Origin of the sequence: Mesorhizobium escarrei, assembly GCF_935825525.1 — a bacterium.
Classification (GTDB): Bacteria; Pseudomonadota; Alphaproteobacteria; order Rhizobiales; family Rhizobiaceae; genus Mesorhizobium; species Mesorhizobium escarrei.
This window is the reverse complement of record NZ_CAKXZT010000126.1, coordinates 172,419-198,519: the sequence shown is the minus strand read 5'-3', so window position 1 is coordinate 198,519 and position 26,101 is coordinate 172,419. Positions and strand designations below refer to the sequence as shown.

Here is a 26,101-nt window from a genome sequence, read left to right as displayed (position 1 = left end):
AAATGACGATGAGCAACCTTGCCTTCGACACGGGGATAGATGGCGGCGAAAGCTCGCAGCAGGACATCGCCGCCATGCAGGCTTTGCGGCCGATTCCGCGCATCTCTATCCAGGCATTTTGCGAGACCGACGGCGTTGCCAATCCGGTCGAGCGCGCCGGCGAGGATCGTCGCATGGCGAAGGCCCATCTGAAGGTCTATATGGGCGGCGTCGCCACGGCCATCGAATTCTACCAATCGGCGCCGACACCGAACCTGATCCTGCTGGAATCGCGCAGCGAGCCGAAGCAATTGCTCGAGCAGCTCACGCAGCTCTCCGAATATTGCGATCCGACCTCAAAGGTCGTGGTCATCGGCCACTACAATGATGTCGGGTTGTATCGCGAACTCATCCGCTCCGGCATTTCCGAATATGTCATCGCGCCGGTGTCGATGGCCGATATCGTCAGCGTGATATCGACGATTTTCGTTGATCCGGAAGCAGAGCCGATCGGCCGCTCGATCGCCTTCATCGGCGCCAAGGGTGGCGTCGGCTCCTCGACCATTGCCCACAATGTGGCCTGGGCGATGTCGTCGCTGTTCAAGTCCGAAGTGGTTGTCGCCGATCTCGACCTGGCTTTCGGAACCGCCAACATCAATTTCGATCAGGATCCGGCGCAAGGCATTGCCGAAGCCGTTTTCTCACCGGAGCGCCTCGACGAGGTCTATCTCGATCGGCTGCTTGCCCAGTGCGCCGAGCATTTGTCGCTGCTTGCAGCGCCTTCAACGCTCGATCGGGTCTACGATTTCGATCCAGAGGCTTTCACGCAGCTTATCGACACGGCGCAGCGCAGCGTGCCGCTTCTGGTGCTCGATGTTCCGCACATCTGGACAGGCTGGACCAAGAACATACTGGTCAAAGCCGACGAGATCGTGATCACGGCGACGCCGGAGCTGGCCAATTTGCGAAACACAAAGAATCTGGCCGACATGTTCAAACGGCTTCGCCCGAACGATCCGCCGCCGAAGCTGATCATCAACCAGGCCGGCGTGCCGAAGCGCCCGGAGATTTCGTCATCCGACTTCGCCGACTCGCTCGGCCTGTCGCCGATGTCGGTCATTGCCTTCGATCCGCTGTTGTTCGGAAACGCCGCCAACAACGGGCGCATGCTCGGCGAAATGGATGCCAGGAACCCGGTTGTCGGCACGATCAACGAGATTGCGCATGTGCTGACCGGGCGCAGCGAAATCAAGGCAAGAAAGAAAGCGGGCCTCGGCAATCTGCTTGGCAAGCTCTCGCGCGGCAAGAAGTGATGCTCCTGGAGCGGAATTGGTAATCGATCATGTTTGGTAAAAGAGGCAGCGACGACGGCAGCCGGTTCACCCCGGAATTCCGTCAGCCGGCACCCGCGCCTGCCGCGCCGGCGGCAAAACCTGCGGAAACGGCGGTTCTTGCCAAACCCGCACCGCCGCCATCTGGCACACCTGGCGCGTCTGCTGCGCCGCCGCCCGCACGCCGTGCGGTCGAGGCGCCGCCATTGGCGCCGGAGCCGAAAAAGCTCCAGCGTCAAAAGAGCGAAACCTATTACGACACCAAGAGCCAGGTCTTTGCCGCGCTCATCGACACCATCGATCTGTCGCAACTCGCCAAGCTCGATCCCGAAAGCGCACGCGAGGAAATCCGCGACATCGTCAACGACATCATCGCGATCAAGAATTTCGCGATGTCGATCGCCGAGCAGGAAGAACTGCTGGAGGATATCTGCAATGACGTGCTCGGTTACGGGCCGCTGGAGCCGTTGCTCGCCCGCGACGACATCGCCGACATCATGGTCAACGGCTCCAAGGACGTCTATATCGAGGTCAACGGCAAGGTCGAGCAGACCGGCATTCGTTTCCGCGATAACCAGCAGCTCCTCAACATCTGTCAGCGCATCGTCAGCCAGGTTGGCCGCCGCGTCGATGAATCGAGCCCGATCTGCGACGCGCGTCTCCCCGATGGCTCCCGCGTCAACGTCATCGCGCCGCCGCTCGCCATCGACGGCGCCGCGCTCACCATCCGCAAGTTCAAGAAGGAAAAGCTGACACTCGACCAGCTGGTCAAGTTCGGCGCCATTTCACCGCACGGCGCCGAGATTCTCAAGATCATTGGCCGCGTCCGCTGCAACATCGTCATTTCGGGCGGCACCGGCTCGGGCAAGACGACGCTGCTCAACTGCCTGACCAACTATATCGACCGCGATGAGCGCGTCATCACCTGCGAGGACTCGGCCGAGCTGCAACTGCAGCAGCCGCATGTCGTGCGTCTGGAAACCCGCCCGCCCAACCTCGAGGGCGAGGGCGAGGTGACCATGCGCGATCTGGTCAAGAACTGCCTGCGCATGCGGCCCGAGCGCATCATCGTCGGCGAAGTGCGCGGACCTGAAGTGTTCGACCTTCTGCAGGCGATGAACACCGGCCACGACGGCTCGATGGGCACCATCCACTCGAACAGCCCACGCGAATGCCTGAACCGTATCGAATCGATGATCGCGATGGGCGGTTACACGCTGCCGCAGAAAACCGTGCGTGAAATCGTGGTCGGTTCCGTCGACGTGATCATCCAGGCCGCACGCCTGCGCGACGGATCGCGGCGCATCACCCACATCACCGAGGTGATCGGAATGGAGGGCGACGTCATCATCACGCAGGACATCGTTCTCTACAACATCAAAGGCGAGGACGCGAACGGCAGACTGCTGGGCGAACATGTTTCAACAGGCATCGGTCGTCCGCATTTCTGGGAGCGCGCCCGCTACTATGGCGAGGAACAGCGCCTCGCCAATGCGCTCGAGGCAATGGAGAAACGCGCTGACTGATTCATCTGCAGGCGTAGGAGCCAGGGCCGATGTTTGGAATTGACGGCACCGTGTTGGCATTCATCGTGCTCGCCGGCCTCAGCGCCGGCGCGGTCGCCTATGCTTTTCTGTTCAACCGGATCAGCACCGAGAAGCAGGTCGGCAGGCGGCTTGAAACGATCAAGACCGCCGAGACGGATGGGGCCGTCGTCAAGGCTTCGCGCGATCGCGTGGCGGAAGCGGCCAAGCGGCGCAAATCGGTTCAGGATTCACTGAAGGACCTCGAACAGAAGCACAAAACCAGCCAGAGCATCGTCAAAAAGCCGCCACTGAAGGCCCAGATCCGTCAGGCGGGCATGAAGGTCTCGCTCGAGCGCTTCTATCTCTACTCGGCGGTTTGCGGCGTCGTCCTGACGTTTCTTGCCTATTTCCTCGGTGCGCCGTTGTATGTCTTGCCGGGTGCGCTCCTGGTCGGTGGCCTCGGCCTGCCACGCTGGTTCGTTTCGTTTTGCCGCGCTCGCCGGGTCAAGGCGTTCCTCAACGAATTTCCGAATGCGTTAGACATCATCGTGCGCGCGGTCAAATCCGGCCTGCCGCTGAACGACGCCGTCCGCCTGATCGCCAATGAATCCCCCGAACCGGTCAAAACCGAGTTCCGCCGTATCGTCGATTCGCAGCAGATGGGCCTGTCGATCCCTGACGCCAGCATGCGCATGGCCGAAACGATGCCGTGCACCGAGGCGAGTTTCTTCGGCATCGTCATCCAGATCCAGTCGCAGGCCGGCGGCAATCTGTCCGAGGCTCTGGGCAATCTTTCGCGGGTGCTTCGCGACCGCAAGAAGATGAAGGCCAAGGTCCAGGCGTTGTCGATGGAAGCGAAGGCGTCCGCGGTGATCATCGGCGCCTTGCCATTCGTCGTCGCCTTTCTCGTCTACCTGACAAGCCCGAACTACATCATGCCATTGTTCACCACCAGCGTCGGCAATCTGATCCTCGGCTGCTCCGCGGCCTGGATGTCGATCGGCATCCTGGTGATGCGCAAGATGATGAACTTCGAGGTTTAGGATTCCGAGCGCATGACCGAGAACGTCGTCAAAACCCTTACCGATCCGGCATTTCTGATTGCTCTGCTGGTCGGCGTTGCGGTGTTTGCGACCGTGTTCACGCTGCTGCCTGCTTTTGGCGGAAACCAGCTCAAGGCGCGCATGAAATCGGTGGCGCTGGAGCGCGACGAGCTGCGCGCCAAGCAGCGTGCGCGGCTTGCCCTCGAGTCCGATCGCCGCCGCAAGGGCCTGCGCGAGGAACAGTCGATCGGCATGCGCAATATTGTCGACCGGCTGGACCTGAGGCGCGCCCTGGCCGATGAAGGCACCTTGCAGAAACTCAAGGTGGCCGGCTTCCGCGGGCAGAATCCGTTGACGCGTTTCCTTTTCTTCCGCCTGATCCTGCCCTTTGTCGGCTTTGCCCTGGCTGCGATCTATCTGTTCGTGCTCGGGGGGTTGCCGGAGCAGCCGCCTGTCATCAAGTTGTTCGTCTGTGTCGTCGTCGCCTATGCGGGTTTTTACGCGCCGGTGCTCTACGTCAACAACCGCGCCACCAAGCGCAAGCAGTCGATCCAGATGGCGTGGCCGGACGCGCTCGATCTGATGCTTATCTGCGTCGAATCCGGCATGTCGGTGGAGGCGGCGTTTCGCAAGGTCGCCGACGAGATCGGCGCGCAGTCGGTGGCGCTTGCCGAAGAGTTCATCCTGACCAATGCCGAGCTTTCCTACTTGCAAGAACGCAAGCAGGCTTACGAGAACCTTGCAAGCCGCACGGGCCTGGAATCGGTCAAGTCGGTGTCGCAGGCGCTGGTCCAGGCCGAGCGCTACGGCACGCCGGTGGCGCACGCGCTGCGCGTGCTTGCCGGCGAAAGCCGCGACATGCGCATGAACGCCGCCGAGAAGAAGGCCGCGGCCTTGCCGCCGAAGCTCACCGTGCCGATGATCCTGTTCTTCCTGCCGGTGCTGTTCGCTATCATTCTGGGTCCCGCCGGCATCCAGGTGAGCGAGCGCGGTATCTTCGGCGACCCGCCGGCATCGAGCAGCCAATAGCTCAGGCGGCAATGCCACAGGCCGCCATGTCTTCGTCATCCTCGGGCGGAGCAAGGAGCGAAGCGACGCGGCGCAGACCCTAGGATCCATGCCGTTACATCAGCCGAAGAATGCAGCGGCTCAGGATAAATGTAGCGATCCTTGGCGCCCCCCTCTGTCCTGCCGGACATCTCCCCCACGAGGGAGGAGATTGGATGTTACGCCAGCTTCGCAAATCGCCAACGTTGTAGGAATGAGCGGAGCGTGGAAGCTGCCAATCTCCCCCTTGTGGGGGAGATGTCCGGCAGGACAGAGGAGGGCGCCTCGCTCGGCCATCAAAGGTTCTGCACAGTCGTGACGCTCTGATGTCACGGAATGAATCCCAGGGTCTGCGCCGCGTCGCTTCGATCCTTGCTTGCCCTGGGATGACGAAGTGGAGGGGTGTCTCAGCCAATCCTAGAGGTTTGCGATTTGCCACTGACGCGAATTATCGACCTTCGCTGCCGATTGCCGATCTGTCAAAATCAATCTGTCGAGGACCTAGTGCATGTCGCGCGAAACCGCTGCGCAATTTTGCGCGCGTCAGGACTGGCCGGTCCGGCGCCGGGACGAAGCGCGGTCAGTTGGTGGCGGGCTTTGTCTTGTCCTGGTCCTTGAGCTGGCTCCAGGCGTTCTGCTGGGCGAGCATCTGGCGAAGATAAGCCACATTCGCCTGTGCCTGCTCGGGCGAGAGTTCTTGCGAGGCGATCGTCTCGGCCTCGTCGAAGCGGCCCTGCAGGCCGACGACCAGCGCCAGGTTCTGGCGGACGCGGCTGTCGGCGTTCGGCTGCTGGGCGGCTGAGCGCATATAGGTTTCAGCCGTGCGCAGATCACCTTCCAGAACATAGGACATGCCAAGATTGGAAAGGATCGAAGGTTCGTTCGGCTTGAGGTCAAGCGCCTTGCGGTAATTCTGGCGCGCCTCGTCTCTCTGCCCAAGCTGATCGAGAATCGCGGCTTCCGCCGACACCAGCTTCCAGTCGGGATATTCCGGTGTCTGCGCGCGGCGCACCGCGTCGAGCGCCGGCTCGAACTGCCCGTTGGCGGCAAGTGCCTTGCCATAGGCGGCGAGCACGTCGCGGTCTTTCGGCAGGACGATCGCCAGTTTGCGCATCACCGCGAGCGACTGGTCGGCGTCGCCATCCATTTGCAGCGCCGCGGCATAATTCGTCGCGATCCGCTTGTCGTTGGGGTTCTTGGCGTAGGATTGACCCAGCGCGATCGTCGCCTTGTGCAACTCGCCGGCCGACATAGTTTCCAAGGGTTTGCCGCTGGGGCGTCCGATCGAGCCGGTCGTCAACTTGCTGGTTCCGCAGCCTGCAACGCTGGCCGCGAGCGCTATTATGAATGCCGTGGTGATCAGCCGCTTTCCCCTGGCGTTCGTCATGCTGTTGGTCGGCATCTGCACCAGGGCCTCCATTCGTCAACGTGGCTATTACGTGGCCATCTTCCCTCCCGCAGAAATATTCTGTTAACCCTAACGGATAGTTAAAAAGCGCCGACTCGGAAGCCGGAGACGATCGAATGCCAGTCGAATTCATCGAGGGAAAACTGAAGACCACGCTGCCGGTTTATCTGGTGGCGAAGAATAGACTGGATGCAGCGGCGCTTGCCTCGTCTTCGCTCGCCTGGGCTAAGGCCAACGGCTTTTCCGGTCAGGCCGGCAGGACGCTGATCCTGCCCGACGAAAACGGCGCGCTTGCCGGAGCACTGTTCGGCACGGGCGACGGCGAAGGCGCGCTTGCCATCGGCGCGCTGGCGAGAGCCTTGCCCGAAGGCGACTGGCATTTCGCCTCCACGCTGGCCGAGCCGGAAATCGCGGCCATCGCACTGGCGCTCGGCGGCTATGTCTTCACCCGCTACGGCAAAAAGCCTGGCAAGACGCTGCGCTTTTCGCTGCCGCCGGGCGCTGAAGAGGCTTACGTTCGTCGCATCGCCGATGGCGTTTTCCTGACGCGCGATCTGGTCAACACGCCGACCAGCGACATGGGACCGGACGAGTTGGAGAAGGCAGTTCGGACCTTGGCAGGGACGTACAAGGCCGAAGTGTGGGTGACCAAGGGCGACGACCTGCTCAAAAAGAATTTCCCGATGATCCATGCGGTCGGCCGCGCTTCCGTCGGCGCACCGCGGCTGATCGACATGATTTGGGGACCGGAGAACGCCCCGAAGGTGACGCTGGTCGGCAAGGGCGTCTGCTTCGACACCGGTGGTCTCGACATCAAGCCGTCCTCGGGCATGCTCCTGATGAAGAAGGACATGGGTGGCGCGGCCAACGTATTGGGCCTCGCCTCGATGATCATGGCCGCAGGGCTGGAGGTCCGGCTGCGTGTGCTGATCCCGGCGGTCGAAAATTCGATTGCCGGCAACGCCTTTCGGCCCGGCGACGTGCTGGTGAGCCGCAAGGGCATCACCGTCGAGATCGGCAACACCGACGCCGAGGGGCGGCTGGTGCTGGCGGACGCCTTGGCACTGGCAGACGACGACGAGCCGCAGCTGCTGATCGACATGGCGACCTTGACCGGGGCTGCTCGCGTCGCGCTCGGTCCCGATCTGCCGCCTTTCTACACCGGCGATGAAGCGTTGGCCTGCGACCTGGCTGCGGCCTCTGTCGCGGTCGAGGATCCTCTATGGCGCATGCCGCTGTGGAAACCCTATGACGCAAAGCTGTCGTCGAAGATCGCCGACATCAACAACGTCACGTCAGACAGTTTCGCCGGCTCGATCACCGCGGCGCTTTTCCTGAAGCGCTTCGTCGAGAAGACCGCCGCCTGGGCGCATTTCGACATCTTCGCCTGGAATCCGTCCGATCGTCCGCAGGGCCTGGCCGGCGGCGAGGCGCAAGGCATCCGCGCGCTGGAAAGGGTTATTTCGAAACGCTACGCCTGACAGTTCCTGTTCAGCGCGAAGGTCTCAGGACTGAAACGGAACCGAAACAATTTGCCGTCATTCTGGTCGGATGTCGATCTCCATGCGTCCAAGCCAGGCCTTGCGACTGTGGCAGCAGGTGGTGCTGTCTCAGGTGCGCGACGACGCCCCGGACCTCACCATGCGCCAGACGGCGATCCTGTTCACCATCTATCTCGACCCGCCGCCGCATACGGTGCGCGGGCTCGCCGCCCGGCTCAATGTCACCAAGCCGGTGATCACCCGCGCGCTCGACACGATGGGCGCAATGAAGCTGGTTTCGCGCCATCGCGATGAGCTCGACAAGCGCAACGTGCTGGTCAAGCGAACCGTAGAAGGTGCTCTCTTTGTCGAGCGCTTCGGCGATGTTATCATCGCCAGAGCCCAGGAATTGCCTATCTGACTGAAATGCCCTTCTGAACGACCCCCCTTCTGACCGAGTTGCCGATTTGACCGCCAGGAATGCCCGCCTTCACGCCTTCCGTTCCGATCTCGCCGATGCCAGGCTGGAGGGCGAGGTCGCCGCCGATCGCTTCGTCGCCGGGCGGCCAGCGCGGGTTTCAGCCGCAGTGGCCGATATCCGCAAGGCGCCGCGGCCGGATGTCGGCGTCAACACGCAAGCCCTGTTCGGCGACGACGTCCTCGTCTTCGAAGACGTTGAGGGCTGGGCCTGGATCCAGGCCGAGCGCGACGGCTATGTCGGCTATGTCGCCGACACCGTGCTAAGCGCGCGGGACCATGAGCCAACCCATGTCGTCTCCGTGCCGCGCACCTTCCTCTATCCCGGACCCGATTTGCGGCTTCCGCTGAGCGGGCAACTGTCGATGGGATCGGCGGTGACGGTGACCGGCGCGGCAGAAACGCGCGGCACGCATTATGCGCTGCTGCCGTCCGGCGAGGCTGTCATATCAGGCCATCTCAGGCCCTTGGGAGAGCCGGCTGCCGACTATGTCGCGGTCGCGGAGGCTTTTCTCGGTACGCCCTATCTGTGGGGCGGCGCCTCCGGCTTCGGCATCGATTGCTCCGGCCTCGTGCAACTGGCGATGCACATGGCCGGCAGGCAAGTGCTGCGCGATTCCGACATGCAGGCGGCGACCATCGGCGAGCCGCTCGACCCGGGCCCGGATTTTGCCGGGTTGCGGCGCGGCGACCTGGTGTTCTGGAAAGGCCATGTCGCTGTTATGACCGACCCGGAAACGATGATCCACGCCAACGGCCACACCATGCTGGTCTCGCGTGAAGGGTTCAGAGGAGCCGTCGCCCGCATCGGCTATCTCTATGGCGGCCCGACAGGGTTCCGGCGGCCGTGATGTAAGCGCTTTTCCTTCTCCCCTTGTGGGAGAAGGTGGCCGAGCGAAGCTCGGTCGGATGAGGGGTGTTCCAGCTTGGCATTGCCGCACTTCGTCCAACACCCCTCATCCGTCTTGGCGCTAACGCGCCAATCCACCTTCCCCCACAAGGGGGGAAGGAAACAAAACGATCACCTTTTGTTCCGATTCTTCTTGGCGATTACGCGCCGCCGCGCTACCTCTGGCGGGTGACAGAGCAGCCGCGCCTCACCGAACAAATTGCCGCCGTGCGCTTGCCCGAGCCATTTCTCCAATGGTTCGCGCAAAGAGGCTGGTCACCGCGCGCCCATCAGGTCGAGTTGCTGGCGACTGCCCAGGCCGGCCAGTCGGTCCTGCTGATCGCGCCGACCGGCGCCGGCAAGACGCTGGCCGGGTTTCTGCCTTCACTGACCGAACTGGCCGGGCGGCCAGGGAAAAGACCGGGGCAGGCGCGTCGCGGCATCCACACGCTCTACATCTCGCCGCTGAAAGCGCTGGCCGTCGACATCGAGCGCAATCTCGGCAAGCCGGTGGAAGAGATCGGTCTATCTATCACCATCGAGACGCGCACCGGCGACACGCCCGCGCACAAGCGCCAGCGGCAGAAGCTGGCGCCGCCCGAAATCCTCCTGACCACCCCCGAGCAACTGGCGCTGCTGATTGCGGCACCCGACGCCAGGCGCTTCTTCGAGGATCTGCACTACGTCGTGCTCGACGAACTGCATTCTTTGGTGACGTCGAAGCGCGGGCATCTCCTGTCGCTCGGGCTGGCCCGGCTGCGATCCTTTGTTCCCGGCTTGCAGACGATCGGCCTGTCGGCGACGGTCGCCGAGCCGGACGAATTGCGGCGCTGGCTGGTCAGCCAGAATCCACCGGGCAGCATGGCCGAATTGATCGTGGTCACCGGCGGCGCCAAGCCCGAGATCTCCATTCTCGATTCGGAGGAGCACGTGCCGTGGGCTGGACATTCGGCCCGCTACGCCACACCGGAAATCTACAACGAGATCAAACGCCACAAGACGACGCTGCTGTTCGTCAACACGCGCAGCCAGGCGGAGCTGCTGTTCCAGGAATTGTGGCGGGTCAATGAGGACACCTTGCCGATCGCGCTGCATCACGGCTCGCTCGATGTCGCGCAGCGCCGGCGCGTCGAAAAGGCGATGGGCGAAAACGCGCTGCGCGCCATCGTCGCCACCTCGACGCTCGACCTCGGCATCGACTGGGGCGACGTCGACCTGGTCGTGCATGTCGGCGCGCCGAAGGGCGCCAGCCGGCTGGCGCAGCGCATCGGCCGCGCCAACCACCGCATGGATGAGCCGTCGAAGGCAATCCTGATCCCCGCCAACCGCTTCGAGGTGCTGGAATGCAGGGCTGCGCTCGACGCCAATTATCTCGGCGCCCAGGACACGCCGCCGCTGGTCAATGGCGGGCTCGATGTGCTGGCGCAGCATGTTTTGGGTTGCGCCTGCAGCGCGCCTTTTCATGCCGATGCGCTGTTCGAGGAGGTGCGAACCGCTGCGCCCTATGCCAGTCTTGATCGGCCGACGTTCGATCGTGTCATCGACTTCGTCGCCACCGGCGGCTATGCGCTGAAGAACTACGAGCGCTACGCCCGCATCCGCCTGAACAAGGACGGGCTGTGGCGCGTGTCCAATCCTCGCATCGCCCAGCAATACCGGCTGAATGTCGGCACCATCATCGAGGTGCCGGCGCTCAACGTGCGTTATATCAAGGCCGGCAGCAAAGGCTCTGCCTCACGTGGCGGCCGGGTTCTTGGCAAGATCGAGGAGGCTTTTCTCGAGACGCTGACGCATGGCGACACCTTCATGTTCGCCGGCAAGGTGCTGCGCTTCGAGGGCATCCGCGAGAATGAGTGCTTCGTGTCGAATGCGCCCGGCAGTGACGCCAAGGTGCCCTATTATGGCGGCGGCAAATTCCCGCTTTCGACTTACCTCGCCGAACAGGTCCGCATCATGCTGGACAACCCGCAGCGCTGGAAGAAGCTGCCGGAACAGGTTGCCGACTGGCTACGCTTCCAGGCCGACAAATCGGTGCTGCCGAAACGCGACGACCTGCTGATCGAGACCTTTCCGCGCGGCAACCGCTTCTATCTGGTGGCCTACCCGTTCGAGGGCAGGCTGGCGCACCAGACGCTCGGCATGCTGCTTACCCGCCGCCTCGACAGGGCGGGAGCCAGGCCGCTCGGCTTCGTCGCCACCGACTATGCACTTGCCATATGGTCGCTGGCCGATATGGGCAGGATGTTCCTGGCGAAGAAACCATCGCTCAGCCAGCTTTTCGACCAGGACATGCTGGGCGACGATCTCGAAGCCTGGCTGGCCGGCAGCTGGCTGTTGAAGCGCACCTTCCGCAATTGCGCGCTCATCTCCGGACTGATCGAAAAACGACATCCGGGCCAGGAGAAGAGCGGCCGTCAAGTCACCGTCTCGACCGACCTCATCTACGACGTTCTGCGCAGCCATGAGCCCGACCACATCCTGCTGCAGGCGACGCGTGCCGACGCGGCCACTGGTCTGCTGGATGTCAGCAGACTTGCCGAGATGCTCTCGCGCATCCAGGGCCGAATCGTGCATAAGCACCTCGAGCAGATTTCGCCGCTCGCCGTGCCGATCATGCTCGAGATCGGCAAGATGCCGGTGCATGGCGAGGCTGATGATACGCTGCTGATGGATGCGGCAACGCTGGTCGAGGAGGCCATGGGGACGAAATGACATTCGCACTCGCCATGACTGCGCTCCTGGCGGATGCCGATCCCATCGGCATCGCCGGCGAGCGTGCGATCTGCGATCGGCGCGGCGTGCTTTATTTTCCCGAGCTTCGGCTTTTGACCGTGTCCGACCTGCATCTGGAAAAGGGTTCGTCGCTGGCCCGGCGCGGTTCATTGATCCCGCCTTATGATACCGGTGCGACGTTGCTGCGATTGCAGGCGGTGATTGCCGATTATCAGCCGGCGATCGTCATCAGCCTCGGCGACAGCTTTCATGACGGCGGCGGCGCCGCGCGCATGCATTCAAGCTTTCGCGAACGCCTGGAAGCGCTGATGGCCGGCCGCGACTGGTTCTGGGTTGCCGGCAATCATGACCCGGATGCGCCGGCCGATCTGCCCGGCGAGACGGTGCGCGACCTGGCCATAGGCGCTCTCGTATTCCGGCACGAGCCTTCGGCGGTGAGAGTGGAAGGCGAGATTTCGGGCCATCTGCACCCTTGCGCCCGCGTCGTGCAGCAAGGCCGCTCGGTGCGACGGCGCTGCTTTGCCGGCGACGGCGGCCGTATGATCATGCCGGCCTTCGGCGCCTATACCGGCTCGCTCAATGTGCTCGACCGCGCCTATGCCGGGCTGTTCCGCCGCGAAACACTGATGGCCTATATGCTCGGCACGGAGCGCATTTTTGCGATTTCCGGCTCGATGCTGCGACCAGGCTGAGCTGCTCTACCGGCCATAGTAGAGGGTGACGGTGTGTTTCGCCTCGGCGAAGAACAGCCAGCGTTCGACCAGCATGCCGGCGAACTGGGCGATTGTGGCGAGTGCCGACAGCACCGCCGCATAGGGCCATGGCAAGGCGAACGCAGCAATCAGCAGCAAGACGGGCAGAGCGAAGGCCAGCACCTGCGTGATCCGCCTTAGCTTCGCGCTGTGCTTGCGCGCGATGCGAAAGCCCATCTCCTTGAGCAGGTAGTTTTCCTCGGTATGCGGCCATTCCAGCGACCGCACCGTACCGCCGGCAAGTCCGGTCGCGGTGTTGGCGTTGGTCGGGATTTCCAGCCTGTCGTTGTGGCGCCAGGTCGCCAGCTTCCAGCCCCAGCCGAAAAAGGTGAGGAGCAGCGAGAACGCCACCATAGTCTTTGAGCCAACGGCAAAGCCCTGCAGCAGCGCGTTCAAAATCACGCTGCCGCTCATCGCCGAAAAGATGAGATAGCCGGGCAAAGTGAAGCGGCTGTGCCACTGGGCGATCGGCTTCAGCGAGGCGTAGATCATGCCGGTGGTGCAGACGGTGGCGACCGCGCCGACCGCAGCCAGCAGCCCGGCGACGGCCACCCAGCCGGTTGTGCGGCCGAAGAACACCCAGCCGACGGCGAACAATCCCGCCGGCACGAAGGTCGCGACCGACGCAACGCCTTCGCGCGACAGCCATGAGCTGCGCCATTGCGAGAATGCTCTCCAGGCGCGTTCTGGTCGGCCGAGATGGCCGGCCGACGACAACAGGCCGGCCGAGATCAGGCCGAGCGCCAGCCCCATGCTAACGAGGCCGAGCCAGAAGTCAGGCGAGACAAATCCTTGTCCGGCCAGCACGCCGAGCAGCGCGAGCAGGCCGTAACCGGCGCCCGTGGCAGTGGTGAAGAAGACGACGGAGAAGGCTGGATGCATGAGGCTGGATGCTGATCAATGCGAAAGCATGCGGTCGACCCAGCCAAGGAAACCGCCTTCGGCCTGCACCGGTTCGAGCCTCGGCGCCGGCACCGATGCGGCGCGCGGCGTGTGGGCGCGCGGCGGCAAATATTTGTTGGTCGGGTGATAGCCGAGTTCGGGCATCAGGTCGACACCGCTGCGCTCGGCCACCAGTTGCGAGATCGCCGACGCCGGGTCGCCGAGATCGCCGAAATGCCGCGCGCTGGTCGGGCAAGCGGCGACGCAGGCCGGCACCCGGTCTTCTTCCGCCAGATTGTCGTTGTAGATGCGGTCGACGCACAGCGTGCATTTCTTCATCACGCCGACATCGGTATCGAACTCGCGCGCCCCATAAGGGCAGGCCCAGCTGCATAATTTGCAGCCGATGCACTTGTCCTCGTCGACCAGCACGATGCCGTCCGAGGCCCGTTTGTAGGAGGCGCCAGTCGGGCAGACGGTGACGCAGGCCGGTGTTTCGCAATGCAGGCAGGAGCGTGGGAAATTGACCGTTCGCCCGCCCATCTCCGTCATGTGCTCATAGCTGTGCACGCGGTTGAACCAGACCCCGTCGGCATCGCCGCCATAGGGATCGATGTCGGTCAGCGGCGCCATGTAACCGCCGGTGTTCCATTCCTTGCAAGCGGTAACGCAGGCCTGGCAACCGACGCAGGTGTCGAGGTCGATGACCAGTCCGAGTTTTTTGTCGGTATGGGCGGGAAGGCAGGTCATTCGGCAGCTTCTCTTTCCCGGCGGAATTCAGCGCCGAAACTGAGCTTGTCGGGCGAGGGTTCGAAACGCGGTGGCTGCCGGAAGCGCTCGAACTGCGGCTCGGTAAAGCCGGCTTCTTCAGCCGCGCATTTGACGATGCGGACGCGCAGGTCGAACCATGCCGCCTGGCCGGTGACCGGATCGGAATTCGAGTAGCGCTTGCCGTTCGCATCGGCAGAAGTCTGGTCACCGATGATGTGATTGAGCAGGAAGCCGCGGTTGGATTCGGCCGCGTCGTCCTTCAGACCCCAGCTGCCGCGCCGCTTGCCGATCGCGTTCCAGGTCCATACCGTGTCCACGTTGACGCCGTCGACCAGCTTGATCTGTCCCTTGACCCTGCCGTTGATGCTTTCGATCCAAACCCAGTCGTCGTCGACAAGCCCGAGGCCGGCGGCGGTCCGGCTGTGCACGAACAGCCGGTTCTGGCTGGTGATCTGCCTGAGCCAGGCGTTCTGCGAGCCCCAGGAATGATACATGTGCATCGGCCGCTGCGTCAGCGCGTGCAGCTTGTATTTCTCGAGGTCGACAGCCGCCTCCTCGAAGGGCGTGTACCAGAACGGCAGCGGGTCCATATAGGTCTCGATGCGGCTGCGCTCCGCCTCCGGCGGCAGCACCCGGCCATGGCCGCGCGCGGCGAGGCGAAACCGCTGCATCGGCTCGGAATAGAGCTGGAACACAATCGGCTCGGCCTTCGGGATAAAACCCATATACTCGGCGAAGTCGAGATAGGAGCGGTTGGCCATCTTGTAATAGCGCTGGTCGTCGGCAAAATCATGGTGCCAGAAGCCGCCATTGTCGATGTAGCGCTGAAGCTGGTCGGGATTGGCCTCGCCCCTGCCGATCGAAGTTCCGTCCTTGCCGCGCCAGCCGGCGAGCGGGCCGACGCCGGGCGTGCGCTCATGATTGACGATGTAATCGGCATAGTCGCGGTATTTGGCCGAGCCGTCGTCGTCGACAAAGCCGAGCAGGCCGAGCCGCGCGCCGAGTTCGATCAGCACCGTCTGGAACGGCCTGACATCACGATCCGGCTCGACGACCGGATGACGGATGGCGTCACCCGGTCCATCGGCATGGCTGATCGGCCGGTCGAGCAGGCTGATGCAGTCATGACGCTCGAGATAGGTCGTGTCCGGCAGCACGAGATCGGCGAACGGCACGGTCTCGGAATAATAGGCGTCGGAATAGATGATGAACGGGATCTTGTAGTTTCCGGCCTCGTCGCTGTCGGTCAGCATCGCCATGGTCTCGACGGTGTTCATCGACGAGTTCCAGGCCATGTTGGACATGAACATCATCAGCGTATCGATCCTGTAGGGATCGCCGGCCCAGGCGTTACGGATGACCGTGTGCATGAGCCCGTGTGCTGCCAGCGGCGCATCCCAGGAATAGGCCTTGTCGATACGGATCGGCGTGCCGACGTCGTCGACCAGCAGATCGTCCGGGCCGCAGACGAATCCAAGCGGCATGCCTTCGAGCGGCGTCATCGGCCCGACGTCCTTGCCCGCCGGCTTCGGACCCGGCGGCGCCGACCGCGGATAGGGCGGCTTGAAGCGAAATCCGCCGGGCACGTCCACCGTACCCAGGAGTACTTGGAGCAGGTGGATGGCGCGGCAGGTATGAAAACCGTTAGAATGCGCCGAGATGCCACGCATCGCGTGCATCGACACCGGCCGGCCCTTGATCGTCTCATGCCGGCGGCCGGCCCAGTCGGTCCACGCCACCGGCAGTTCGATCGCCTGCTCGAAGGCGACATGCGCCAGTTCGGCGGCAATCCGGCGGATGGTGTCGGCGGCAACACCGCAGCGCTCGGCGACCGCATCGGGAGAATAGCTCTCCTGCAGATAGCGCTCGGCAGCGAGCTGGAAGACCGGAACGCAGCGGCGGCCATCGACCTGGAAGTTGCCGGTCAGCGCCGGTTTTGCATCGCTATCGGTGGCGCTGACCGGCGCTTTCGCCACCCTGTCCCAGGCCAGCGGATTGCCGCCACTGTCGCGCGCGAACAGCCCGTCATCGGCAGCATTCGGCTCCTGGATGACGAGGACATGGGCGTTGGTGTAGCGCAGCAAATAATCGAGATCGACGCGGCCGGCCTTCAGCAGTTCGTAGATGAGAGCAAACACGAACAGGCCGTCGGTGCCGGGCCGGATGCCAATCCAGTCATCGGCAATGGCGTTGTAGCCGGTGCGGCACGGATTGATCGAAACCACCTTGGCGCCGCGCGCCTTGAGCTTGCCGAGGCCGATCTTGATCGGATTGGAATCATGGTCTTCGGCGACGCCGAACAGCATGAAGTACTTGGTGTTGTCCCAGTCGGGCTCGCCAAACTCCCAGAACGAGCCGCCGATCGTATAGAGCCCGCCGGCCGCCATGTTGACCGAGCAGAAGCCGCCATGGGCGGCGAAATTCGGCGTGCCGAACTGGCTCGCCCACCAGCCGGTCAACGATTGCGACTGATCGCGCCCGGTGAAGAAGGCGAGTTTCTTCGGGTCGGTGCGGCGTATCCTTGAAAGCCGTTCCGTCGCGATCGAGAAGGCCTCCTCCCACTCGATCTCGCGAAACTCTCCCGAGCCGCGCGGACCTGTGCGCAGCAATGGTTTCTTCAGCCGGGCCGGACTGTAGTGCTGCATGATGCCGGCGCTGCCCTTGCCGCACAGCACGCCGCGATTGACCGGATGGTCCTTGTTGCCGTTGATGTAGCGGACCTTGCCGTCCTTGATGTGGACTTCGATGCCGCAGCGGCAGGCGCACATGTAGCAGGTGGTCTTGGCTATGCTGTCGGAGACGTCAGGCGACGTATCGACGCCATCACCCTCGTTGGGGGCGCGCGTGTCGGCAAGCGACCGCTGGGACGGTGCGGAATTGGCGCCGCGCAACGGTCCGTGGTTCATGATCCGGCGCTTTTGCGGTCTGCGAATTTGGCTCTCGTCTTCGGCCCGGGGCCGCGCATGTAGTGTTCTTCCGGATGATAAATGTTGCCGGCAAGCCGACGCCGCAGAGCGCGGGTCCAATGGGCAAACAAGGATTTGAACTGCCCGATCACTTTTCTACCCGTTGCAGGTTGGCCGCGATTTTTTTCCCACTCCGCCCCGAAAATTAGAACAAAGCAATCGATCCGTCTAACAAGTTGCTCTTGTAATTCCAATCGAATTTCTTTCTTAATTCTCCCCATGACCCTGGACCAACTGCGGATATTCGTTGCTGTCGCCGAACGGGGCCACATGACCAAGGCGGCCGAACTGCTGGGCATTTCCCAGTCGGCCGCCTCGGCCGCCATCCGCTCGCTCGAGCAGCAGCATGGCGTCCAGCTGTTCAACCGGGTCGGTCGCAACATCGAGCTGGCGCAGACCGGGCGCAGGTTTCTGCCCGAGGCCAAGGCCGTGCTCGAACGGGCGGCTGCCGCCCACGACGTGCTGGAGCACGTCTCGCAGACGATCACCGGCAGCCTTTCCATCGCCGCCAGCCAAACCATCGCCAGCTACTGGCTGCCGCGCCGGCTGGCCTCCTTCCACGAGGCCTATCCCGCCGTCAGGCTGAGCGTGACCATCGGCAACACCAGGCAGGTTGAGACCACCGTACTGGACGGTACGGCTGATTTTGGCCTGGTCGAGGGGCGCACTGAATCCGACATATTGCGGCGCGCCAAGGTCGATGTGGATCGCCTGATGCTGGTCGTGGCGCATTCGCATCCCGAGATCGCCGAAGTCTCACGCGGGCATCCCGATATCAGGGAGCTCCGCTGGATCATCAGGGAAGGCGGATCAGGCACGCGCGAGGTGCTGGAAGATCTTGCCCGCCGCGAAGGGATCTCGTTCGCAGACTTGCGGATATTCCTGGTGCTGCCGAGCAACGAGGCGGTCCGTCAGGCGGTCGAGGCCGGCGCCGGCGCAACCATCATTTCGGAGCTCGTCGTCGAACGCGCGGTTGCCGAAGGCAGCTTGCGGTCCGTGTCGATCGATCTGCCGAAACGCGATTTCGCCATGATCACGCATCGTGACCGGCAGGCAAGTCTGGCCCAGATGGCGCTCAAGGCGCATCTCGGCGCGAAGGCCGGCGAGACCGTCCGCGGGTAGCCGGGTCAACCGAATTTCCGCTGCGCATCGAGCGCCAGCCCAAGCCCGACCGAGCCGAACATATCACCTTCGATGACGGACGCCTGCGGCACCAGGGCCAATATCTGCTGCCTTGCCAGCGGGATGGCGGTCGATCCGCCGGTAAGGAACACCGCGGTGATGTCGGACGGTTTCAGCTGCGCGTCGCGGATGGTCTCACCAACCGTCGCGACCACCCGTTCGATATCCCTGGCGATCGTGGCGTCGAGCCCGGCGCGCGTGATTTCGGTCGCAAACTTCGCTCCCGTCAGCGCCACCATCACCTCTGCGGACGATTGCTCCGTCAGCGCGATTTTGGCCCTCTCGACCAAAGCCGCCAGCGCGTGCCCGTAACGATGCTCGACGATGTGGATGAAACGGTCGACCAGGTCGGCGCGTTCCGCCTCGTAGCGGATCTGGCGCAGATGCGTCATCGCCCGGGCGGTGTAGACCAGATTGATGCGCTGCCATGTCGCCAGGTCGATGAAGTAGCTGGCCGGCAAGTTGCGCTTGCCGTCCTTGGTCGGCGAGAGATAGCCGAGCTGCGGCATCACATGGGCGATGTTCAACAGCCGGTCGAAGTCGGTGCCGCCGATGTGGATGCCTCGGCTGGCCAGGATGTCGTCCTTGCGATCGAGGGAGCCGGCGCGCTGGGGCGAGACCCGCACGATCGAGAAGTCGGACGTGCCGCCGCCCATGTCGACGATCAGCGCCAGCTCTTCGCGCGTCACCTTTTGCTCGTAGTCGAGCGCCGCCGCGATCGGCTCGAACTGGAACGCAATATGCTTGAAGCCTTGGGTGCGGGCCGCGTTTTCGAGTTCACCTTCGGCCTTGGCATCGGCCTCGGCGTCGTCGTCGACGAACTGCACCGGACGACCGAGCACCACGCTCTCGACCACGTCGCCGGCATCCTCTTCCAGCCTTCTCTTGAGGTGACCTACGAACAGACCGATGATCTCGGTGAAGGCGATCGATCGGGCTTTGATGCGCGTCTTTTCATGGACCAGCGTACCGCCGAGTACGCTCTTCAGCGAGCGCATCAGGCGACCTTCGATACTGTCGGTATAATTGGCGATGGCGCGGCGCCCGAAACAGGTGCGGTTGTCCTCGAAATTGAAGAACACGGCGCTCGGCAGCGTCACCTCGCCGTCTTCCAGCGCCACCAATCGCGGCTGCCCGTTCCTGATCACGCCGACGGTGGAATTCGAAGTGCCGAAGTCGATACCGCCGAATGCTGGTCGCATCGCAAAGTCCTGTACTTTTGATGGTGGGGAGCGACAGCTCGTGTCCGGTCGGGCCGGGGTCGCGGTCTAACCCACGAGCGTAAAAAGGGGAACCGCCTTTTGAAGAGAGTTTAATCTTTCCGGAAGACGAGCCTTCCGAGCCAGCCTGTCAGCATGGCCAACGACACCGCGAAGACGCCATACAGGAAAGAAAAATCGTGGGCGACGCGGAAGATCGACTGTTCGAAACCGGATTTGCGGATTTCGAGCTGGGCGGAGCTTTCCTTGATGAACAGGCCGCTCTTGAACAGGAACGCTCGCGCCTTGTGGGTGCCGACCGGAACATTGGGGGCGAGCCTGACGGTGGCGCGGAACAGGTTCTGCGACAGGAACTGCACGCCGCCGACATTCACGCTGTAGAGGCCGGTCGCCGTCTTGCGCTCGCGCAGCGCCGCGGTGAATTCCTGGATGGTCGCCGGACTGTCGCCATCGTCGGCGGGCTGCATGTAGATGTTGGCGGCGCCGAGCGACAGTTGCTTGTAGCTGTTGGGGTCGGTGACGTCCTGCAGTGGGCGCGTCGTCGCCACCGAATAGGACACCGGCACATTCTCGAAGGTCTCGGACTCCAGGTTGATCCAGATGCCGAGCACCCGGTCTTTGCGGCGCACGACGACCGGCCGAGCCGGACCCTCGAGCACGACGACGATGTCGTAGCGCCCCTGGCGGGCGACACGCGGGTCGGCATTTTCCAAGGAGCCGAAAATGGTGAGGTCGGCACCGGAAAAGCCGGCGGTGATCGAGACATGGTCGGTGGACAGGCCGATCTGGATGTTTTCGGTAGCCGGCGTCTGCGCTCTTGCCGGTGACGCTGCGGCGAACAGCGACAGCGAGGCAGCAGCCAGGAACGCCCTAAAATCCGCCATCAGGTCGGGTCCACGCCGGACAGCGAATACAGGCTGGGCGGCGTCACGAACAGATCGATGGCGAGCCGGAAGGCAACCGCCAGCACCAGCAATGCCAACAGCGCCCTGAGCTGCTCGCCGCGCAGCCTTTGGCCGGCCTTGGCGCCGTATTGCGCGCCGGCGACGCCGCCCGCCATCAACAGGAAGGCGAGCATGACGTCGACCGTCTGGTTGGTGGTGGCATGGACCAGCGTGGTGTAGGCCGAGGTGAAGATGATCTGGAATAGCGAGGTGCCGATAACGACGTTGGTCGGCACCTTCAAGAGATAGATCAGCGCCGGTACCATGATGAAGCCGCCGCCGACGCCCATGATCGACGACAGGAAGCCGATGCCGGCGCCGAGGCCGAGCACCGGGATGACGCTGACGAAAAGCTTCGAGGCCCTGAACCGCATTTTCAGCGGCAAGCGGTGGATCCAATTGTGCTGGCCGGATTTCTTCAGCACTGGCGCCGCGCCGCTGCGCGTGGCGCGCAGCGCATTGACGCTCTCGACCAGCATCAGCCCGCCGACGGTGCCGAGCAGCACGACATAGAGCAGCGAGATGAACAGGTCGAGCTGGCCGAGCCGGCGCAAGAAGCCAAAGACAAAGATGCCGCCGGTCGAGCCGACGATACCGCCTGCCAAAAGCACACCGCCGAGCTTGAAGTCGAGCGTGCCGCGCTTCACGTGCGACAATGCGCCGGAGAAGGAGGAGGCGATGACCTGGTTGGCGCCGGTGGCGACCGCGATCGCCGGCGGTATGTTGTAGAAGATCAGCAGCGGCGTGATCAGAAAGCCGCCGCCCACTCCAAACATGCCCGAAAGGAAACCCACCGCCGCGCCCATGGCCAGCAGCACGAAGATGTTGACGGAAATTTCCGCGATCGGGAGATAGATGCCCACCCGTCAGTCTCGATCAGTTTGCCCGTCAGCGAATGCAACCATTGCGGGCATTCGCGCCAAAAAGCCTGTCTCGTTCTTGCGCCGGCCGGGCGGCGAAGTCAAACCTCGCCACGTCGCCGAAACAAAAAACAACTCAATCAGTTAACAGGCAAATGTGTGGCAAAGGCGTCGCGGAAACGACGCATCTGACGTTATTTGCGCGCGAGCAGCGCCTTGACCAGCTTTTCGTCGACCGCGCCGGTCGGCTTCAGGTCGTTGTCGGTCTGGAAAGCCATGATGGCATCCTTGGTTTTCTGGCCCATCACGCCGTCGTCATTGCCGGCCGCATAGCCGTTCTTGTTGAGAATGCGCTGGATGTTCTGAACGACCTTCTTCATGTCGACGCTGGCGGTCGTCTGCGGCGTGCCGTCCTGCCACGATTCGGGAATATCGGCCGAATTGGCCGCAGGATCGAGCGGCTTTGCCTTCCACAGTTCCGTGGCGGCGCGTGCGCGTTCGAGCTGCTCGGGCCTGAGCGCCTTGGCGATCTCGTCGCGCTTTGCCGCCGCATCCTTGTCGCCGGTCTTGGCGACGAGCGCGAACCATTTGTAGGACTCTTCGAGATCCTGCTTCATGCCGACGCCCTTCGCCGCCAGGATGCCGAGATTGAACTGGCTGTCCTTGACGCCGAGCTCGGCGGCGGCCTGGAACCAGTGCGCGGCCGATTCATTGTCGGTCACGCCGTCCGCCGCCATGGCGAAGAGCACGGCGAGATTGTGCATGGCGCTGGCGTTGCCCTGCTCGGCGGCGAGTTGGTACCAGGTCTTCGCCTTCTTGACGTCGCGCGCGACGCCGGTGCCCTTCTCGTAGAAGTTGCCGATGCGGTATTCCGCCGGTGCGAAGCCGAGTTCGGCTGATTTCTCGTACCATTTTGCCGCCGCTGCCATGTCTTGCTTGACGCCGCGCGATTCGGCGTAGCGCGAGCCGATTTCGAACAGTGCCTTGGCGTCGCCGCCGGCCGCTGAGTCACGCAAGGCAGCCGGGCCGGCATCGGCTGGAATGTCGATCTTGTCAGGGGCCGTCGCTGTCGAAGCATCCGCCGGCGTGACCGTGCCGGTCATGTCCTGGGTCGCGGGCGTGGCGGCCGGCGCCGTCGCCATTGGCTCGGCGTCCGCAGCCGTCGGGCCCGCAGGTGCCGACGCTGTCACGGCGGCCGCCGCCGGATCGGGCGACGTCGTTGAAGCCATTGGCGCAGGAATAGGCTCGGCCGCGGACCCTGGGCCCATCGGCGTTTCGGCATTCGCCGATATTTCGCTATATGACGGCGTGGCGATGGCGGCCTGCGCCGGCATGTCGTCCTCGGCTACCGATTCGGATGGCTCTGCCCGTCGGACAGCGCGGTCTGGTGCGCTATCCTGTGCTGCAGTTTCTGCGTCCGTCTTCGGCTCGTTGACGGTGCCGATCGATGCGGTTTCCGTTGGCTGCGCTGCCGCCATCGGCGCCGTATCGTTGCTGGCCATTTCGACCGGGTCGGAGACAAAGGCCTTGCCCAATTGCAGGCCGGCGAGCGCCAGCATGACCGCGGCGGCTGCCATCAGAATCGGCTTGCGTCGCGCCTTGAGCAGATCGCCGATCCTGAGCGCCTTTACCGGCCCCCTCATCGTCGATTGCCGCTTGAGAGCGTCGGCCTCGGCAGCGGCCGCTTGCGCCGCGCGCCTGGCTGCGGCGATGAAGTCGGATTTCGATGCATCGGCATTGCCGGCCCTGACGGGCGGGCCGCGTTCGTCGCGCACGCGCTTCATAATGGCGTTGAGGTCAGGTGGGCCGGAACCGGGCTCCAGCGGCCGGTTGGCAACTTTCGGGTCCAGCGGCTCATCGAGATCGGCAATCGGTATCTCGACATCAGGCGCGGAGCCGGCAAGCGGTGGAACGATCGTCTCCTTCTTGGCCTTGAAGGCGCGCGCCAATCCGCCGAGCATCGACTTCCGGCCGCCGGTCGGCTGGGTCTTTTCCGCCGTGTCCGAGCCAAGCGCCGCCATGGCCGCGGCCGCGGCGGCTTCGGCTGGCGTACGTGTGCCCGGTTCGCTACGCGTGCCCGGTTCGCTACGCGTACCCGGTTCGCTATGCGTACCCGGTTCGCTACGCGAACCCTGCTCATTGCTCATCATGGCAGAGACATGGCTGTCGAGGTCGGCCATGTCTTCCGTCAGCGGCAATGGCTGGTCGATGTCCATGGACGGAGCGTCACGTACGGCCATCTTTGACGATCGCACGCCGCGCCAGCTGTCCGGCTCGGCCGGTTGCGTATTCAGAAGTTCGCTCACCGCGTCGGTCGGCTCGCCGGTTTCCAGTGAGCCCAGTCGGTCGACGATCTTGAGCAGCGTGTCGTGGATGGCTTCGAAGGTCCTCGAATTGCGCTCGTCGGAACGGCGCGTCAGTGCTTCGAGTGTCTTCAGATCCTGAGCGAGGCCAGAAACGGCCGCCGTGTTGGCACTGGAGCCCGCCAGCGAACGGACGGCGCTCTCGGCTGCCTCGCGCGCCGCGCTGAGGATGGAATCGCGGGTGCCAGCCAGCGACCTCTCGATTTCGTCGAGACGCGGGCTGATATCCTCGAATTCCGGCAGTGGCGTTTCGGGTTTCGAAAGGTGTGCCGACAGACCTGCGACCTGCGCTTCCAGGCTACGGATCAGGGCCGGGTCGATGCCGGCGACCTGCGCCGCGGATGAATCCAGCCGGCTTGAAATGTCTTCGAGCCGGCTTTCCAGGCCACGGATCGCCGCTTCACCTGCGGGATCGGGGACGCGCGTCTCCAAGCGCTTGGCCAGCGCGCTGAAGCGGGCGTCGATGGCGTCCATGATGCCGGCCCCGTCGATCTGCTGCGGCATGCGCTGGTCCAGCCTGTCGGCGACCTCGTCCAGACGGCGCTCGAGATCGCGAAACAGCAGGTTGCCCTGCTCGATCGCGTCGCCTTGGCGGCGCTCCATCATGCTGGACAGCACGTCGAAGCGCTGCTCGATCCCATGGAAGATGTGGTCGGCGTCGGGCATGGCAGGTGCGTGGTCGATCTTGTCGGCGATAAGCGCGACTTGCCTGGCAAGGCGCTCCATCGCCTGCTCCGGCAGATTGGCTCGGCTGGCCAACTCGTCGACGCGGCTCGACAATGTGTTGAGGCGGTCGATGACCTCCCGGCTCGGACGATCCTGCGACACTTCATCGATTTGCTGGGCCAGCGAATCAATCCGCTTCTCGATGCGTTCGAATGGCTCCGGGTCAAACGAATTGGCTTGCGCAGCGACGGTCGAGGCGACGATGGCGCGGGAAATCTCGTCGAGTCGCTCGTCGATCTGGCTGAATGTATCGCTGCCGCGATTGTCCTGCTGGCGGGCGAAATGTTCGACCGCGCCGGCAAGCGTGCGGACCTTCTCTTCGAGCGAACGCAGCGACAGCGATTCCGGCAGATTGTTGACGGCATTGCTGATCTGTTCAAGCCGTTCGGTCAGCATCGAAAGACCGGGCGCCTCCGACCGCTTTCGCTGATCGGCGTCGACACGGTCCTCGAACGCGGTCCAGCGGCGGTCGAACTCGTCCCAACGGCGGCCGACCGCCTGCACGCTCTCCTCGCGCGCCAACGTGTCGAGCGCGGCCTTGACCTGCTCTAGCTCGAGCCGGAGCATGTTGACGCTTCTGTCGTCGCTCTTTTCGGCCAGGGACTGGATGGCGCCGGAAAGCCGCTCGAACTCGACGCCGAGTTCGGCGCTGCCTTTGCCCCCTGCCGATTGGCCACCCGGCTGGGCGCTTGCCTGGAAAGCCCGCTCGATATCCTTGCGCAGCGCTTCGAATTCGCGCTGCAGGCCGGCGGTCATCTGGTGGCGCAGTTCCTCGCGCAGGCCGCGCAATTCGCCGGCGATCTTGCCGACCACGGCGACGCCGTCTTCTTGGCCGCGCACGCGGTCGATGTCGCGGGCGATCGATTGGTAATTCTGGTCGAAGCCAGTCGGCGCCGGGCTTTTCGGCGGCTGCGCGGGGCGCGGATCCTCATAGGGCCGGGCGCTGGCATAGCGCGGTTCCGCGCTCAGCCGGCGCGGATCGGGACGCTCGCTCATGTCCTCGCGCGTCCGCTCAAGCCGCTGCTCCAGCGTTTCCAGAGAACGATTGAGCTGTTCAAGCGTGGTGTGCGGCCTGCGCTGCCGGCCTGCGTTGAGTGTATCGAGATAGGACCGCTTGCTGTTCATCGATGCGCCCGTTCAGTTTCACTGCTGGCTTTATGACCAGTTTCCCAAAGTCCTGCCGGAAACGAAGGCGGCCGCGCGGCTTTGCTGCGGTGGAAGACCAGCTTCCCGGGTTTCACCCGCGCTCCGAAAAACCGTGAAAAAACTCGCTACAGGATAACCACGGGTAACCGACATGCGCACATTTCGCCCAACGTGGTAAACAACGCGTTAACCAAGCTTAAGAAGTTACAACGTTGTTGCGAGCGCCTGAAGCGCCGCCGGGCCATGTGCTGGCGGATGCGGCAAAAAGTTCGTCCCGCACAACGCCCTTGCTTCGTGAGGCGGCTATCGGTATAGAATTGACGTAAACGTAAGGGTGCACAGACGTGCCGTTTGCGATTTGTTTGTTGAAACCAC

At 63.5% G+C, this 26,101-nt stretch carries 18 protein-coding genes; 10 read left to right on the top strand and 8 right to left on the bottom strand.

All coding sequences use genetic code 11. The features are described 5' to 3' along the window. Nucleotides 1–8 precede the first annotated feature (8 nt). From NMG80_RS16710 to NMG80_RS16695, 4 genes are read left to right on the top strand one after another with little or no spacing between them, the layout of a single operon-like run. The gene (locus NMG80_RS16710; RefSeq protein WP_254019093.1) at nucleotides 9–1,292 is read left to right on the top strand and encodes a CpaE/TadZ family protein; all 1,284 of its coding nucleotides are present in this window, start codon (nucleotides 9–11) and stop codon (nucleotides 1,290–1,292) included. Nucleotides 1,293–1,321: 29 nt separating this feature from the next. After that, nucleotides 1,322–2,836, top strand: coding sequence for a TadA family conjugal transfer-associated ATPase (locus NMG80_RS16705; protein ID WP_254019092.1), 1,515 nt, complete (start codon nucleotides 1,322–1,324; stop codon nucleotides 2,834–2,836). Nucleotides 2,837–2,865: 29 nt separating this feature from the next. After that, a complete protein-coding gene (locus tag NMG80_RS16700) occupies nucleotides 2,866–3,879 on the top strand; it encodes a type II secretion system F family protein (protein ID WP_254019091.1) in 1,014 nt (337 codons plus the stop codon). Between the two features lie 12 nt (nucleotides 3,880–3,891). Beyond that, the gene (locus tag NMG80_RS16695) at nucleotides 3,892–4,908 is read left to right on the top strand and encodes a type II secretion system F family protein (protein ID WP_254019090.1); all 1,017 of its coding nucleotides are present in this window, start codon (nucleotides 3,892–3,894) and stop codon (nucleotides 4,906–4,908) included. Nucleotides 4,909–5,506: 598 nt separating this feature from the next. Here NMG80_RS16695 and NMG80_RS16690 read toward each other — a convergent pair. Then, nucleotides 5,507–6,328, bottom strand: coding sequence for a tetratricopeptide repeat protein (locus NMG80_RS16690; protein ID WP_254019214.1), 822 nt, complete (start codon nucleotides 6,326–6,328; stop codon nucleotides 5,507–5,509). 122 nt (nucleotides 6,329–6,450) lie between these two features. Here NMG80_RS16690 and NMG80_RS16685 point away from each other — a divergent pair, with 122 nt between their 5' ends. From NMG80_RS16685 to pdeM, 5 genes are all read left to right on the top strand, one after another. Further along, nucleotides 6,451–7,815, top strand: a complete 1,365-nt coding sequence (locus NMG80_RS16685) for a leucyl aminopeptidase family protein (RefSeq protein WP_254019089.1) — start codon at nucleotides 6,451–6,453, stop codon at nucleotides 7,813–7,815. Nucleotides 7,816–7,885: 70 nt separating this feature from the next. Continuing rightward, nucleotides 7,886–8,236: a MarR family winged helix-turn-helix transcriptional regulator gene (locus tag NMG80_RS16680; protein WP_202364692.1), complete on the top strand. Its 351-nt coding sequence runs from the start codon at nucleotides 7,886–7,888 to the stop codon at nucleotides 8,234–8,236. Nucleotides 8,237–8,282: 46 nt separating this feature from the next. Continuing rightward, on the top strand, nucleotides 8,283–9,143 hold the full coding sequence (locus NMG80_RS16675) for a C40 family peptidase (protein ID WP_254019088.1): 861 nt from the start codon (nucleotides 8,283–8,285) through the stop codon (nucleotides 9,141–9,143). A gap of 227 nt (nucleotides 9,144–9,370) precedes the next feature. Beyond that, nucleotides 9,371–11,893, top strand: coding sequence for a ligase-associated DNA damage response DEXH box helicase (locus tag NMG80_RS16670; RefSeq protein WP_254019087.1), 2,523 nt, complete (start codon nucleotides 9,371–9,373; stop codon nucleotides 11,891–11,893). Next, a complete protein-coding gene (pdeM, locus tag NMG80_RS16665) occupies nucleotides 11,890–12,606 on the top strand; it encodes a ligase-associated DNA damage response endonuclease PdeM (protein WP_254019086.1) in 717 nt (238 codons plus the stop codon). The genes NMG80_RS16670 and pdeM overlap by 4 nt, the downstream gene beginning before the upstream one ends. Nucleotides 12,607–12,612: 6 nt before the next feature. Here the strand turns inward: pdeM and NMG80_RS16660 are convergent, their stop codons facing one another. From NMG80_RS16660 to NMG80_RS16650, 3 genes are read right to left on the bottom strand one after another with little or no spacing between them, the layout of a single operon-like run. Further along, nucleotides 12,613–13,548: a dimethyl sulfoxide reductase anchor subunit family protein gene (locus NMG80_RS16660; protein WP_254019085.1), complete on the bottom strand. Its 936-nt coding sequence runs from the start codon at nucleotides 13,546–13,548 to the stop codon at nucleotides 12,613–12,615. Nucleotides 13,549–13,563: 15 nt separating this feature from the next. Then, a complete protein-coding gene (locus NMG80_RS16655) occupies nucleotides 13,564–14,298 on the bottom strand; it encodes a 4Fe-4S dicluster domain-containing protein (protein WP_254019084.1) in 735 nt (244 codons plus the stop codon). Next, complete coding sequence (locus tag NMG80_RS16650; protein ID WP_254019083.1) at nucleotides 14,295–17,225, bottom strand: molybdopterin oxidoreductase family protein; 2,931 nt, start codon at nucleotides 17,223–17,225, stop codon at nucleotides 14,295–14,297. Before NMG80_RS16650 ends, NMG80_RS16655 begins: the two co-directional genes overlap by 4 nt. 279 nt (nucleotides 17,226–17,504) lie before the next feature. On the opposite strand from NMG80_RS16650, the gene NMG80_RS16645 reads away from it, so the two are divergent. Further along, the gene (locus NMG80_RS16645; RefSeq protein WP_254019082.1) at nucleotides 17,505–18,407 is read left to right on the top strand and encodes a LysR substrate-binding domain-containing protein; all 903 of its coding nucleotides are present in this window, start codon (nucleotides 17,505–17,507) and stop codon (nucleotides 18,405–18,407) included. 5 nt (nucleotides 18,408–18,412) lie between these two features. Here NMG80_RS16645 and NMG80_RS16640 read toward each other — a convergent pair whose 3' ends face one another. The 4 genes from NMG80_RS16640 to NMG80_RS16625 all read right to left on the bottom strand — a co-directional run bounded on the left by NMG80_RS16640 (nucleotide 18,413) and on the right by NMG80_RS16625 (nucleotide 25,705). Next, a complete protein-coding gene (locus NMG80_RS16640; RefSeq protein WP_254019081.1) occupies nucleotides 18,413–19,669 on the bottom strand; it encodes an Hsp70 family protein in 1,257 nt (418 codons plus the stop codon). A 110-nt stretch (nucleotides 19,670–19,779) separates the two neighbouring features. After that, nucleotides 19,780–20,571, bottom strand: coding sequence for a TIGR02186 family protein (locus tag NMG80_RS16635; RefSeq protein WP_254019080.1), 792 nt, complete (start codon nucleotides 20,569–20,571; stop codon nucleotides 19,780–19,782). Then, a complete protein-coding gene (locus NMG80_RS16630) occupies nucleotides 20,571–21,494 on the bottom strand; it encodes a sulfite exporter TauE/SafE family protein (protein ID WP_077377364.1) in 924 nt (307 codons plus the stop codon). Before NMG80_RS16630 ends, NMG80_RS16635 begins: the two co-directional genes overlap by 1 nt. Before the next feature lie 191 nt (nucleotides 21,495–21,685). Beyond that, nucleotides 21,686–25,705 (bottom strand): peptidoglycan-binding protein, encoded by a 4,020-nt coding sequence (locus NMG80_RS16625; protein ID WP_254019079.1) that lies wholly within the window; start codon nucleotides 25,703–25,705, stop codon nucleotides 21,686–21,688. Nucleotides 25,706–26,101 lie beyond the last annotated feature (396 nt).